The organism is Bacillus sp. Root131 (assembly GCF_001429475.1).
In the GTDB taxonomy this organism is placed as follows: domain Bacteria; phylum Bacillota; class Bacilli; order Bacillales; family Bacillaceae_G; genus Bacillus_A; species Bacillus_A thuringiensis_S.
The window spans coordinates 170,776-185,576 of sequence record NZ_LMJQ01000012.1 but is presented as its reverse complement, the minus strand read 5'-3'; the positions used below and the strand labels follow the sequence as shown (position 1 = coordinate 185,576).

The window sequence follows — 14,801 nt, the reverse complement described above, 5'->3', positions numbered from 1 at the left end:
TAGGTGAACCTCTTATTTTTTTGAAATTGTGGGTATTGATTAAAATTATATCAGCGATTTTCCGAATATATCGACTTACCGACAAAATCCGATAATAAAAAAGAAGCTGCTCCAACAAATATGATGGAACAATCTCCTCTTTTTAAGCTTCTATACTCGTTTTCCGTTCTATTTTTTCTACAATATGTCCTTCCTCATTCCACTTCACAGCACGATAATATGCGTCATGATAAAACGTAAACCACGCCTCTTTTTCAGCACCATACTTCATCCACTTTTGCTTATTTTCAATCGAAGTCATCGGATAATCATCGTATGCCATTACCCATAATACATTTTGATGCGCGTGTGTCGGCAATAGGTCTGCTAAATGTAGCATCGTTTCTCCTTGACTCTCCAAAGCGATAACTGCATGTCCATCGCTATGACCACCCGTATGCGTCATCTTGATTTCATCTGTAATTTCTATTTCTTGCTGGAACGTAACAACTTGATCTACAATTGGCTCCCAATTTTCCTTCCAATATGTATTACGTGATCTAATGTTTGGATTCCTCATTTCATTCCATTCTGTTTCACTTACGTAAACTTTCGCATTTGGAAATGCCGGTACAAGGTAATCATCTTCCCATTTTGTTAGACCAGATGCATGATCAAAATGAAGATGTGTCATTAAGACGTAGTTGATATCTTCAGACTTTAATCCTAATTTTTTTAATGATTCATACACCGATGACTCTTCTGTTACACCTTGATTTCGTTTCATCTTCTCATTCAACTTACCGTTTCCTATTCCTGAATCAATGAGCATATTTCCATCTTTCGTTTGTAATAGTAACGGATCTGTTCGTAAGTAAATATGATTTGTGTCATTATGTGTATATTTACGTGACCAAAGTACTTTCGGCACAACACCAAACATTGCCCCTCCATCTAAATGTGTATTCCCGCCTTTTAACCACGTTACTTTTATATCTCCAATTTGTAACTGTTCCATTACACATCCCCCTTTCAATTAATCTTAACATAAAATTCTGATTATTTTAGGCATAAAAAAACCTATGCATTACTGCATAGGCTCTGTACGATATTTTGCTTCAACTCGGTAAATACGATGACCCTTACTAGAGAATTTCTCTTCGTATTCAGTCATGATGTTACCTTCAAAGTCGCTGTTATGAAGATCTAAGCTTAAGTACGTTAGTAACATACCATACTCAGCCATACTCATAAGAGAATATTCAAATAAACCTTGGTTATCTGTTTTAAAATGAATTTCTCCGCCTTCTACTAACACTTCTTCATAATTACGTAAAAACGTTTTATACGTTAAACGACGCTTCGTATGACGCTTCTTTGGCCATGGATCTGAGAAGTTTAAATAAACGCGATCAATCTCACCTTTTGCAAAGAAAACTGTTAAATCTTCAGCATCTTTATTAATTAACTTTAAGTTCGGCACTTCTTCTTCAATTAATTTATCAAGTGCATCTACAACAACACTTGTGAATTTTTCAATTCCAATATAATTAATATGTGGATTCGCTTTTGCCATATCATACATAAAGCGGCCACGACCTGTACCTACTTCAATATGAATTGGTTGTTCATTTCCAAATACTTCTTTCCAGTTACCAGCGCGCTCCTCTGGGTTTCCGATTACGATATGTGAATACTCGTTAATTCGATCCATTGCATATGGTTTATGTCTTAAACGCATAGATGTCTCCCTCTCTTTACAAAACTATTTTAAAGGAATAATTCCTTCTTTCTTTTTTTAATTAATCTACCAAACAAAAAACCAAGTACGTACGAGCACTCGGTCCGTTTCTTTCAAGTATAAGATGTACCATTTTGATAAAAACTACATACAGCATTAAACATTCCATGACGAAACAGCTTTTTCTCTTACATTTGAAGAGAAAAACAATCGAAAGGATGATCCGTTCATGCCAATTAATCAACAACATCAATTAGAAGTGCTGAAAGATATTTTAGTCAACCACCAAAGTGATTGCTGCGGGACAGTTTCAGAATGCGAGCAATTAGAGCGCCTCATTCAATCGTTACTCGCAAACGATAATATAAGTAGTGACGCTAAAACAATGCTAAACGATGTATATTCTTATAGTCAATCGGGTAAATCTTCCTCTAATTTGGACAACCATATTTCCAATAATCAAGAACAACTTACTCAGTGGATTGCTGGAATGGACAATTTTTCTTAAGTATTATTCTGAAGCAAGTAGTTGCTGTAAATATTGATGCCAATATTCAGCTTCTGCTTGCTGTTTTTTTGTTGTATGCCATTGAATAGACAAAATCGTTTGTGCTATCACATACCATCTCATACGCCTAAGCAGCGATTCATCCATTTCAATATCATAAAAACCGAGCCACTCACTCCACTCCTGGCGCGGAATGTACCAATATAATAACATACCAAGGTCTAGAGCCGGGTCAGCAATTACAGCTCCATCCCAATCAATTAAAAACAACTCATCTTCATCCGACAATATCCAATTGTTATGGTTTACATCACAATGGCATACAACAAATTCATTGTATTCAATAGCTTTTAATGAACCCATTAAATATTGAAGGCCTTGCTGAATTGTTTCATCATCCCTTATATCTCCTCTTAAAACGAGTTGCAGTTGTTGTAATAACTCTTGTGCGTGAAGCGGCTGCTTCCCAAGTCTTTGAATCATCTGTACAAGCGCTTTAGAGGAGTGTATTTTCTTCAAAAGTTTCGCAACACGTTCTAGTTTCATATCCTCTGGCTCTAGCTTCTGTCCCGGAAGCCATTTTTGAGCAGAAATTACATCACCATTCGTTACCCTTCTTGTCCAAAGTAATTTTGGAACAATTCCTTCTGCTGACAATACCGCTAAAAAGGGCGATGTATTCCGCTTTAAAAATAACTTCTGTTGTCCGTTTTGCGCAATATATGCATCGCCCGTTACTCCACCAGCCGGTACAAGACTCCACTCTTTTCCTAATAATTGTTCCAACCATTCCATATTCATTACCCGTTAACAAATCCTTATCTTTTATAGTTATGAAAAGAAAAACCGCAACATTTCTACACATGTTGTGGATTCATATATTTTACTGTAAATGAAAAGAAAAATTAGCCTAGGCCAAAAATCCTCTATTTTATTTTACAAAACCTGTCATAGAATGACAACTTATCAAAATCGTCACCTTTGTCAATTCTACATTTATTACATTCTCATCGTCAAGTAGCGATTTGTCACATTATCGTCAATATATACGTGCTAATTGGAGCGAGCCTAAGTTCCTTTCCTCTAAATAAAGAAATTGGATCTATTTTCGCTTCGTTTTCGTTTACTAACACATGCCACGTTTCTTCTTTCGGAAGTTGCACCGTTTTAGCTTCTAAACCGCTATTAAATAAAACGACAATCTCTTTCCACGGTCCAAACGATTTTACATTTTGCAGGTGGTATGCAAGTACTTCTGTAGATGTTTGTAAAAAAGTCATATGTTTTTTTATAAGGTCTGCGTTTTGTAATCGGAATGCCCCATGCTCTTTACGAATCGCAATTAAACCTTTTATATAGTTAACAGTCTCTATCTCTTTCTCTTTTTGATCCCAATCTAATTGATTGATCTCATCATTTGCATTATAACTATTTTCATTTCCTTTCTTCGTACGATAAAACTCTTGTCCTGCATGTAAGAAAGGAATGCCTTGTGAAAGAATAACCATTGCGCTCGCTAGCAGGTGACGTTTTTTCAAAATCGCTTCTGATTCTTCATTACTGCGCACTAGTTTATCCCACATCGTCATATTATCATGACATTCTACATAATTAATGCTTTGCGCCGGCTCTAGAAACAGCCCTGTTTCTTTCATACTTAAAAGACTTCCTGCTGCAATATACTGCAAATGATTACAGTCTACAGACCCACCAAATGCAAAACCACGCTTGTTTATATGAAATGTACTCCCTTTTATCCCATCACGAAATTGATCATTAAACTGCGCAATATGCGGCATGTTCTTCGCATTATTTAACGTTGCTTTTTCTTTGGCAGGAAGTGGTGTTTGTAAATCCCATCCTTCTCCTAATAATAAAGCATCTCGTTTTATGTTTCGTACTTCTTTTTCTATCACATTCATTGTATCAACATCTAAAATTCCCATTAAGTCGAATCGGAATCCATCGACATTGTATTCAGTAAGCCAATATAAAATAGACTCTACAATGAATTTCCTCATCATTTTCCGTTCAGACGCTATATCATTTCCGACTCCCGTCCCATTAGAAGGCATACCATCTTCACCATGACGAAAATAATAGCCTGGAACAAGCTTTTCAAATGATGATAGCTCTCTTTCATAAACATGATTATATACAACATCTATGATCACCCTAATACCTTGTTCATGAAATGTTTCAATTAGTTGTTTGCACTCAACTATCCTGTTATACGGATCAGAGGGATTTGTAGCATAAAATCCTGTTGGTGCATTGTAATATAATGGATTATACCCCCAATTATAGGCGGACGAAGGATTCGCCTCATCTACACCACCGAAACAATATAAAGGTAATAGTTCAACATGTGTAACACCTAAATCTTTTATATGAGACAACCCTGTTAACGTCCCGTTCCGTCCCGTTGTTCCCTCTTCCATCAATCCTTTATATGTTCCCTTTTGACTCACTCCACTATTTTGATGTATAGTCGCATCACGAATATGCAGTTCATACAATATGGCATCTGTCATTGATTGTAATGGTGGTAATCCCTCTCGTCTTGTTACACTCGTTTTTTCTAAATCGATAACAACACCGTGTTTGCCGTTTACCGTCACCGACTTTGCATAAGGATCCACAGCTTCGTTCCATATTAAATTAATACAAACAAGAAATGTATAGCATGCTCCGTCTAAATCCCCTTGTAATGTTTGAATCCAAACTCCGTTTTCTTCTCTGTACATTTCATGATCGGTATATTCTTTATCACTCTTATAAATTCTTACTTTCGCAAGCCTTGCGGTTGGAGCCCATACTTTAAATGTCGTTTCTTCTTTTTGATACACAGCACCTAAATCTGTACCTTCGTAATAATACTTTTCATCGAAAATTGTTGTTCGAATAACAGCACCTATTTGTAAATCCGTTTCTTCATTCCGTTCATCTCGTACTGTATAATACTTCCCCACATCTAGCGGCTCTTCTATAAAGCACTCATACTTCGTTGCATCTGGAAGTGCAATAGTATGAGCAATCGGTAAATCTTTCACATTACTTCCTTCTTGCAAACGAAATGTCCGACTTGTTCCATACGCATGTGGGAGCAAAATTGTAATTTTATTCATTTCATCTAAATAGGCATCAAATGGACGTTTTACTTTCAACATAAAAAAATCACCATCATTCTCAAAGTTAAAATAAAGTGAAACTTTAATGAGCGAGAAAATTTTCCCATCCTCACTTATTATTAGCCTTCACCAATCAGGCGAGATAAAATGAGCTGCAAATGATAAGGCTTTTCTTATCAACAAGACTCTATACAGTAACTCCATTCTTCTCTATAGTATATTCACCTGCATAAAAAACGTTTTCAACATTCTATTTTTGTAATTTTATTTCAGCAATCGATTTATACTTCGGGGTTTCTTTCACGTGGGATTCGTATAAAGTAATTGTATCTGCTTGAAATGATATTTCAGGCACTTCTTTTATACTTTCTAAATGAAACTTTTCTTCTCCTATCCATTTACGAGCAACAGTAATATGTGGATGATACGGGCGTGTTTCTAGAGAAAAACCATTTTCTTCACAAATGGCATGTACTTGCTTTTGTAACTGAAACAAATCATGATTCTCACTTACCTTCGCCCAAAGAATACGGGGCTGATCTTCCCTACCAAACGTTGAAAAACCTTGTAACGTGAACGATAGTTCTTTTGTTTTTATAAGTGTTTGTAATCCATTCTTTATCCCTTTTAACTGTTCTTCTGTCGCACCTCCTAAAAAGGAAAGGGTAATATGATAATCTTCCTTATGTACCCACGAGCGAAATGGTAATTTCTCATTCGTATCCTCTTTATAGTTAGACAGCACTTCTTTTATATGATTTGGTAACGTAATTGCGACAAAATAATGCCTATCCATGTACACCGTCTCCTTCTTTCTATTGTTGCTTTTCTTTCTTATCTCATTCAATTAAAAAGAAGCCGCCCTCTAAAGTAGAGAGCGGTCATTATTCATATATCGGCGATTAAAGTTTCACTTTACTTCGCTAATTCATGAATTGCTTGCGCATAAATTGCTGTTGCTTTTAATAAGTCTTCAATTTCAATGTACTCATCTTTTTGATGCGCAAGTTCTTCCTTTCCAGGGAATAGCGGTCCAAATGCCACACCAGCTTTTAATGAACGAGCATAAGTACCTCCGCCAATTGCTAATAGTTCTGCTTTTTCACCTGTTTGTTCTTCATATACACGTTGTAACGTACGAATTAATACGTGGTCTTTATCAACGTGATGCGGGCGTGAATTAGAATAGTCAGCTACTTCAAATCCATGCGTACCAACATACTCTTTCAACTTCGCAATTGTTTCTTCAAAGTTAGTTGTAACTGGGTAACGTACGTTTAGCCCTAAGTTACCACCGTTTTCTTTCGTATAAGAAAGGCGACCAACATTCACTGTTAACGGACCGCTAATTTCATCTTTATAAGCAATAGTAGCTTTTTCACCCAAAATATCACCAGTAAATGTTTCTGTTGCAAATGTCGCAAATGCAGTTGCTTTTCCATCAAGTGAAACTGTAGTCAAGAAGTTTGCTAATAATAAACCTGCATTTTCTCCTTTTTCAGGAGTAGATCCGTGCGCTGAAATTCCTTTTATTTGCAACGTCACTGTATTACCTTCTATAGTCGATTCCCCTATTTTTTTAGCAGTTTGTAAATACTCTTCATATGCTACTGTAAGTGCATTTACATCTTCTCCTGTAATAACCGCTTCTGCAAAATCAGGAACCATATTTAAACGTCGCCCTGAATCAAATGAAACAAGTTCATATGTACCTTTTTTCTCTTCACTACCATTTTGCACAACTTGTATATCAGAAATTCCTTTTTCTGCATTAATAATTGGAAAATCTGCATCTGGTGCAAAACCGATTGTTGGCATTTCTTCGTTTTTAAAGTAGTGATCTACACATTTCCAATTGCTTTCTTCATCTGTTCCTATAATCATACGAACACGTTTTGAAAGAGGTAAGCCTAATTCTTTCACAATTTTCATCGCATAATATGCTGCCATCGTTGGGCCTTTATCGTCAATTGCACCACGTGCAAAAATCTTTCCATCGCGAATATCCGCACTATATGCGGGAGTCGTCCAGCCATCTCCTTCTGGTACAACATCAACGTGACAAAGAATACCTACTAATTCTTCTCCTTGTCCCATTTCAAGATGACCTGCATATCCTTCTAAATTTTTAGAAGCAAAACCTTCAGCTTCTCCTTTATGTAACATGAAAGATAGCGCTTTTTCTACCCCTTCACCGAATGGTGCGCCCTCTTTCGCCGATTCTTCTTCCCATACACTTTTAATTTGTAAAAATTGTTGTGTATCACGAATTAAATCATCTTTTCGTTTTGCAACTTCTTCTGTCCAATTAATCGCTGACATCACGCATCCATCCTTCACTATATTATCTCTTTCATCATAGCAAACCGAAATCCCTTATGCCATACACGAAAACTAAATACCGAACAATTGTAATATTTCAGACATTTCTTATTAGTTTTTCTTTTATTTTTTCAAAAAAATTTGCAGGAATTTGGCGTTTTACGTAGAATTTTATGTGTTAGTTGACTGACCATATATACAATGTCAACTACCAATATTTTTCTATATGAATTTTTGTTAAACTTTTGTAAAATTTAAGTAGATTAAAGCATGAATTTTATCATGTAGAGTACAATGGTAGTAACGACCTTCTTTCCTGAATGGGGTCAAAAAAACTAGTAGAGGAGTGGTTTTCTCTTGAAACCTACAACTACTCGTATGCTAACACGCATTAAATCAATTTATATGTACATCAATGAAAACGGAACGGTAACGACGAAAGACCTTGTAGATGAGTTCGGGATCACACCGCGAACGATACAACGTGATCTAAATGTGTTGCAGTTTAATGAACTCGTGTATAGCCCTTGCCGCGGTAAGTGGACAACAACAGGAAAGAAAGTGAGAATGACCTCATAACAAAAAATAATTGTATGTAAATAAATACATACCCCTTTCTAACTATTAGAAAGGGGTCTTTTCTGCGCCTATAAAGGTACTACTTTTCAGTATCTACTTGATATGTTTTTAACATTTCTACTTCTTCATCTGTTAGCTCTCGGTATTGTCCAAGTTCTAGTTCTTCATCTAATACTAACGGACCCATCTCCGTTCTCTTTAGGTAGACTACTTTTTTCCCTACCGCTTCAAACATACGCTTCACTTGATGGAATTTCCCTTCTGTAATCACAAGCTCAATTTCGGAAATATCATCGCTTTTCAATATTGTAAGCGTACCTGGTTTTGTTTCATAGCCATCGTCTAAGATAACACCTTTAGCAAACTCTTTTACATCCTCTTCTGTTACTACTCCTGCAACGTGTGCATAATATTTTTTCGGCACATGCTTTTTCGGAGATAATAATTGATGTGATAACTTCCCATCATTTGTTATCAATAAGAAACCTTCCGTATCGATATCAAGTCGTCCAACTGGGAACGGATCAAAGATTGCATCTTCTAATTCTAATAAATCTATTACTGTTTCATGATTATCATCTTCCGTCGCTGAAATAACACCTTGTGGTTTATGCATCATTAAGTAAACAAACTCTTTGTATTCCACAACTTCACCGTGAATCATAACTTCTTGCTCTTCTACATTTACATGAACTTTCGCATCTTTTACTGGCGTTCCATCAATTTTCACAACGCCATCTTTCAATAATTTCTTTACTTCTTTTCTACTTCCATATCCCATATTCGCTAATAATTTATCTAATCTCACGCTTTTCACCTTCTTTATTTATCATAGAAAAGGGGACGTAATTACGCCCCTCTTGATTTCAACTTTATTTTAAATCTACTACCAAGTTTACGTTGAATTTTATCCAATGCTTCTCCGCCAAATACTCTTTCAAGTACTCCTGTGCGAATTGCTAACAATCCGTAAACAAGACCACCAATACCTGCACAAATCGCAACTGTTATAAGAGCACCAATACGGCCATCAGGCGAAATCATGAAGGATAGAAGCCATTGTGATAGTTTTACAGCAACGACCATTATAAGTGTCAGTACTGCAATTTGGAATGTTCTTTTATATACAACACCGAATGAATAGTGTGCGTATTTTTTAATTTGTCGATTTGTATACCAAACAGAAGCTAAGAAACCAACTGCGGTCGCTAGAATTGCTCCTACTGTACCGAAATAACGAATAAAGATTACGTTACATACAAATTTCAAAATAACACCCATAATAAGCGCGACAATTGCATGCTTTTGCTGATTAATCCCTTGAAGAATTGCCGCTGTTACTGTAAATAAAGCAAATAACAATGCAACTGGTGCATACCACATTAATACTTGTCCACCTAATGGATCTGAGTCATAGAAAGCAGTGTAAATTGGATATGCAAGTGTTGAAATACCGATAACTGCTGGCAATGTTAAAAACATATTTGCCTGGAATGTTTGTGTAATTTGTAATTTCAAATAGCGGTATTGTTTTTCAGTAAATGATTTTGTAATTGCTGGTACAAGCGTTAAACTAAACGCTGTTGCAAGTGATACAGGAATCATAATTAACTTATGCGTCCACATTGTGAAAATACCCAGCGCTCGCTCTGCGATATCACCTTGACCAATCGCCTGCATAATTGAGTTAAATGTCAATGTATCAATTTGTTGATATAAAGGAATTGTTAACCCAATTACAACGTAAGGAATCGCATATGCGAATAACTCTTTAAACAATTGAACAGTACTTACTGTTGATTCTGGTACAGTTTGTTCAATTAAATATTGATCCAAATATTTTTTACGTTTTAACCAGTACCAAATTAACACACCGAGTGCTCCAACCGCTGAAACGAACGCAGCAAATGTCGCTACTCCAACTGCTGTTGCAACTGTACCGCCAAGTACTTTAATAACGATAAAACTACCTGCTAATAAAAAGACGATACGAATAATTTGTTCAATAATTTGTGAAACGGTAGTTGGTCCCATAGACTGGTGACCTTGGAAATAACCACGAATTAAACTCGCTGCTGGTACAACAATAAGTGCGAAACTTACAAGACGAATGATCGTCGTAACTTCTCCTACATTATTGTGTATACTTTGTTTACCAAGCATCGCTTCTGCAAACAACGGTGCCGTCATGTACAGTACTAGGAACGAAAGAACTCCTGTTACTATCATCATAACCATTCCCGAGCGGAACATTCTCCGGCTCGTTTTATAATCGCCAAGCGCATTATATTTGGAAACAAATTTTGAAACAGCAAGCGGCACACCTGCCGTTGCGATACTTAAAAAGATCGTATATGGAATGTATCCATATGTATAGAGCGTTCCGCCTTCTGTACCTACTAATGCATGAAACGGGAAGACGTAAATCATGCCTAAGAACTTTACTAAAAATGTCCCTAGCGTAACAATAAGCGTTCCGCGCAGAAATTTCGAATCGGACATACAAAAATCCTCCTACATCTACATAAAATGAAACTTTAATCAGTGGGGTGTTCTTCTCCACTGATTATTAGTTGAACCATTCGAGCATTTACAGGCTAACAGACTCCCTATTTACTTCTCCTAAATCTTGAGGTTTTAGTCTTATCGCCTACAAATAGCAGGATAGTGCTGAACTCTAACTTTTGTATTGTACCACAATTCTCTCATTAAGCAGTACTTCACTCTATTTTTCTTTTAACGGAAAACATGCTATTCTTTTAGGCAGGAAATGTAGAAAATGAGGTCGATATATTATGCATTATGATGTTATTGTCATCGGCGGCGGTCCTTCTGGGCTAATGGCTGCAATTGGTGCTGCAGAAGAAGGCGCAAATGTCCTGCTTCTTGATAAAGGAAATAAACTTGGGCGTAAACTTGCGATTTCTGGTGGCGGACGCTGTAACGTAACGAACCGTCTACCACTTGATGAAATTGTTAAACATATACCAGGAAACGGTCGCTTCTTATACAGCGCTTTTTCTCTTTTTAATAATGAAGATATTATTACATTCTTCGAAAATCTTGGTGTTAAATTGAAAGAAGAAGACCACGGTCGCATGTTCCCCGTGTCAAACAAAGCGCAATCTGTTGTAGATGCACTTTTAACACGATTAAAAGACTTAGGTGTAAAAATCCGTACAAATACGCCTGTTGAAACGATTGAATATGAAAATGGTCAAACGAAGGCAGTTGTACTGCAAACAGGCGAAGTGTTAGAAACAAATCATGTCGTTATCGCTGTTGGCGGAAAATCCGTTCCTCAAACTGGTTCCACTGGAGACGGATACGCTTGGGCTGAAAAAGCAGGTCATACAATTACAGAATTATTCCCAACAGAAGTACCTATCCTGTCAAACGAGCCGTTTATACGTGATCGCTCATTACAAGGTCTTGCTTTACGTGATATAAACTTAAGCGTATTAAACCCGAAAGGAAAAGCTATCATTTCTCACAAAATGGACATGCTCTTCACTCATTTCGGCCTATCTGGTCCTGCTGCTCTTCGCTGTAGTCAATTCGTCGTGAAAGCACTGAAAAAGTTTAAAACGAACACAATACAAATGAGTATTGATGCATTGCCAGAGGAAAATAGTGAGCAACTATTTCAGCGCATGCTGAAACAAATGAAAGAAGATCCGAAAAAAGGAATTAAAAACGTTTTAAAAGGTTATGTCCCTGAACGTTACTTCCTATTCTTATTAGAAAAAAATGAAATTGACGGTAGTGAACAAGCTGGACAAGTTTCTCACGAAAAGATTCGTGCACTTGTGAAAGACTTTAAAGAGTTTACTGTGAATGTAAATGGTACGCAGTCAATTGAAAAAGCATTCGTTACTGGCGGAGGTGTATCCGTGAAAGAAATTAATCCGAAAGAAATGTCTTCTAAATTCACGAACGGCTTATATTTCTGCGGAGAAGTTCTTGATATCCACGGTTATACTGGTGGCTATAATATTACATCAGCCCTCGTTACTGGTAGAATTGCTGGAACGACAGCTGGAGAAAACGCGAAAATGCAATATTAAAAAAGAAACAGGGATTCCTGTTTCTTTTTTAATATTGCCATGAAATCATTATCGGCGATTCTACAACTTATATCGGCGATTTCTCAAATATATCGACTTACCGACAAGAAGCGACAAACATCTGCTCCATGTAACTTTCCATTGCTTTTTTGTTGCTTTATATACCTTAGTACCTTTATATTTTATATTGTTGAATATTTAAAAAAGGGTAAGGGGAAAACAAATGAGAAAAAAAGTCATGATGTCTTTAATGTTAATGACGTTTCTTTCTGCGGTAGAAGGAACGATTGTTAGTACAGCAATCCCTCGTATAACGAGTGATTTGTCAGGCGTCGAACTTGTTAGTTGGGTATATGCAATTTATATGCTTGCAACAGCTGTTTCGACTCCAATATACGGAAAGCTCGCTGATTTATTCGGCCGTAAAAAAGTTTTACTGATCGGAGCTACAATCTTTTTAGTCGGTTCTGCACTTTGCGGAGTCGTTACATCGATGGAACAATTAATTTTCTTCCGCGCTCTTCAAGGTATCGGTGCTGGTGCTGTTATGCCAATCACAATGACGATAATTGGAGACTTATATAGCGAAGCGAAAGACCGCGCGAAAGCACAAGGTTGGATGAGTGCCGTTTGGGGTGTATCCGGTGTTATCGGACCGTTAGTAGGTGGATTTTTAGTTGATTCCCTTTCTTGGCGCTATATTTTCTTCTTAAACGTTCCATTTGGAATTATCGCTTGCTTAATGATTGCAATTTACTACAAAGAATCTATTAAGCCCGCTAAACACCATATCGATTATCTTGGTGCAACAGTTTTTTCATTAAGTACAATCGCTCTACTATATGCATTATTAACAGGTAGCAGTAAGCAAAACTGGGGAGACATGACAATTATCGGCCTATTAATCTTTGCCGCTATTTCATTCATTATTTTCTTGTTCATCGAGAAAAAATCTCCGGAACCATTAATTCCTTTAACACTTTTCTCTAACCGTACATTATCTACGATAAATATATTAACTCTTATTGCTGGCGCAATGATTATTAGTATTACAATGTACCTACCAATCTGGAGCCAAGGTGTATTAGGAAAAAACGCTACAGAAGCTGGACTTATTTTAATGCCAATCCCTGTTATGTGGACATTTGGCGCTATTTTCTCTGGTAACTTAGTAGGCAAATTAAAAACGAAACAAATCATTTTACTTGGGGCTAGCATTTTATCAGTCGCTACGTTCTTATTATTTACACTATCAACCAATTCACCATCGTTCCTTATTTATGTAGCAGTTGGATTATTCGGCTTAGGAATGGGGCTTGTGACACCGATTTACATGGTAACAATTCAAGCAGCAGTCCCAGCTCATACACGCGGAACAGCTGTTGGTTTAAACACATTTATTAATACATTTAGTCAAACGTTAGGTGCTGCAATATTCGGTACAATCTTCAATACGATGATTCACGCACGTGGTATTAAAAATCTTGATCTTGTATCTGGTGGACATGGCGGTACTACAGCAAACGTAGTAACCGAATCACAATCCGCATTAGCATCAAGCGTACACGTCATTTATATGAGCACTTTCGTATTAGCAGTATGTACATTAATTATCGCTTGGATTTTATTAAAGCCAGCTACACAAACAAGTGAGCAACAATAAAAAGGATGACCATTTTGGTCATCCTTTTTACATAACATCTACTCTTCATTCTCCACAATATGTTTCAGCATGGATAATTTATTATCCCAAAAACGCTCATAATACGAGAGCCACTGTTGTAATTCTTCTAATGGTTCTGGATGCAAACGATATATCTTCTCTCTTCCGCTTTTTCTTCCACTTACTAAATTCGCTTCCGAAAGAATATGAAGGTGCTTTACAACCGCAGTACGACTCATCGGGAAATGATCCGTTATTTTGGAAATCGGTAACTCTTTGTCACTTAATAACCGTATTACTTCTCGGCGGGTTGGATCAGCAATTGCTTGAAATACATCATATTTCGCTGCTGACGAGGACACTTAGCCTTCGACAACCTTTTTCAGTTTTTCATTTACAATCGCTACCCAACCACCGCTCATTCTATCGCGAATAATAGAGCTCTTCGCATTTGCTTTCGGAAGAATTTCATCAGGATGTTTCCAGCCGCCGTGAATTAACGTAAATTCTGTTTTGTTATCTCCTAAGTCTTTCAAATTAAATGAAACAATCCAGCCATCTGTATCCCATGAGAAAGATAAATGGTTTGGCTCATCAATTTCTAACACTTTACATGGTGATGGCCCAAATGGTGATTGCACATGAAATTCATGTCCTACCTCTAATACAAAATCATTTGGCATAAACCATGACGCAATCCCTTCTGCAGTTGATACTACACTCCATACCTTTTGAATAGACGCGTTAAAAACGATTGTTTGTTTAATATCATTTAATGTATTTTGTTGTTCCATTTTCATTCTCCTTTACT

The 14,801-nt window shown here is 36.8% G+C and carries 14 protein-coding genes; 4 read left to right on the top strand and 10 right to left on the bottom strand.

All coding sequences use genetic code 11. The features are described 5' to 3' along the window. Positions 1-142: 142 nt before the first annotated feature. Positions 143-997, bottom strand: coding sequence for an MBL fold metallo-hydrolase (locus tag ASE54_RS21835; protein WP_000436877.1), 855 nt, complete (start codon positions 995-997; stop codon positions 143-145). A gap of 69 nt (positions 998-1,066) precedes the next feature. Further along, positions 1,067-1,720 carry a tRNA (guanosine(46)-N7)-methyltransferase TrmB gene (gene trmB / locus ASE54_RS21830; protein ID WP_001239383.1) on the bottom strand — a complete coding sequence of 218 codons (654 nt, stop codon included), beginning with the start codon at positions 1,718-1,720 and terminating at the stop codon, positions 1,067-1,069. Between the two features lie 229 nt (positions 1,721-1,949). Here trmB and ASE54_RS21825 point away from each other — a divergent pair, with 229 nt between their 5' ends. Next, positions 1,950-2,228: a YtzH-like family protein gene (locus ASE54_RS21825; RefSeq protein WP_001122235.1), complete on the top strand. Its 279-nt coding sequence runs from the start codon at positions 1,950-1,952 to the stop codon at positions 2,226-2,228. Positions 2,229-2,231: 3 nt separating this feature from the next. Here the strand turns inward: ASE54_RS21825 and ASE54_RS21820 are convergent, their stop codons facing one another. From ASE54_RS21820 to pepV, 4 genes are all read right to left on the bottom strand, one after another. Continuing rightward, positions 2,232-3,029, bottom strand: coding sequence for a phosphotransferase family protein (locus tag ASE54_RS21820; protein WP_002081999.1), 798 nt, complete (start codon positions 3,027-3,029; stop codon positions 2,232-2,234). 227 nt (positions 3,030-3,256) lie between these two features. Beyond that, complete coding sequence (gene pulA / locus ASE54_RS21815) at positions 3,257-5,398, bottom strand: type I pullulanase (protein ID WP_000921761.1); 2,142 nt, start codon at positions 5,396-5,398, stop codon at positions 3,257-3,259. Between the two features lie 211 nt (positions 5,399-5,609). Continuing rightward, positions 5,610-6,155, bottom strand: a complete 546-nt coding sequence (gene thpR / locus ASE54_RS21810; protein WP_000373845.1) for an RNA 2',3'-cyclic phosphodiesterase — start codon at positions 6,153-6,155, stop codon at positions 5,610-5,612. Between the two features lie 119 nt (positions 6,156-6,274). Next, entirely contained in the window at positions 6,275-7,681 is a 1,407-nt protein-coding gene (gene pepV, locus ASE54_RS21805) for a dipeptidase PepV (RefSeq protein WP_001274235.1), read from the bottom strand. Positions 7,682-8,038: 357 nt separating this feature from the next. Here pepV and ASE54_RS21800 point away from each other — a divergent pair, with 357 nt between their 5' ends. Continuing rightward, positions 8,039-8,260, top strand: a complete 222-nt coding sequence (locus tag ASE54_RS21800; protein ID WP_000805512.1) for a DeoR family transcriptional regulator — start codon at positions 8,039-8,041, stop codon at positions 8,258-8,260. Positions 8,261-8,339: 79 nt separating this feature from the next. Here ASE54_RS21800 and ASE54_RS21795 read toward each other — a convergent pair whose 3' ends face one another. Then, complete coding sequence (locus tag ASE54_RS21795; RefSeq protein ID WP_001234949.1) at positions 8,340-9,068, bottom strand: pseudouridine synthase; 729 nt, start codon at positions 9,066-9,068, stop codon at positions 8,340-8,342. Positions 9,069-9,109: 41 nt separating this feature from the next. Further along, entirely contained in the window at positions 9,110-10,762 is a 1,653-nt protein-coding gene (locus ASE54_RS21790; protein WP_001284026.1) for a polysaccharide biosynthesis protein, read from the bottom strand. A 293-nt stretch (positions 10,763-11,055) separates the two neighbouring features. On the opposite strand from ASE54_RS21790, the gene ASE54_RS21785 reads away from it, so the two are divergent. Together ASE54_RS21785 and ASE54_RS21780 are read left to right on the top strand one after the other, a co-directional pair. After that, positions 11,056-12,327: an NAD(P)/FAD-dependent oxidoreductase gene (locus ASE54_RS21785; RefSeq protein ID WP_000558871.1), complete on the top strand. Its 1,272-nt coding sequence runs from the start codon at positions 11,056-11,058 to the stop codon at positions 12,325-12,327. A gap of 223 nt (positions 12,328-12,550) precedes the next feature. Next, the gene (locus ASE54_RS21780) at positions 12,551-13,990 is read left to right on the top strand and encodes an MDR family MFS transporter (protein ID WP_001228024.1); all 1,440 of its coding nucleotides are present in this window, start codon (positions 12,551-12,553) and stop codon (positions 13,988-13,990) included. A 38-nt stretch (positions 13,991-14,028) separates the two neighbouring features. Here the strand turns inward: ASE54_RS21780 and ASE54_RS21775 are convergent, their stop codons facing one another. Together ASE54_RS21775 and ASE54_RS21770 are read right to left on the bottom strand one after the other, a co-directional pair. Then, complete coding sequence (locus ASE54_RS21775) at positions 14,029-14,352, bottom strand: metalloregulator ArsR/SmtB family transcription factor (protein WP_000098837.1); 324 nt, start codon at positions 14,350-14,352, stop codon at positions 14,029-14,031. After that, on the bottom strand, positions 14,353-14,784 hold the full coding sequence (locus tag ASE54_RS21770) for an SRPBCC domain-containing protein (protein ID WP_000437764.1): 432 nt from the start codon (positions 14,782-14,784) through the stop codon (positions 14,353-14,355). Between the last annotated feature and the right edge of the window lie 17 nt (positions 14,785-14,801).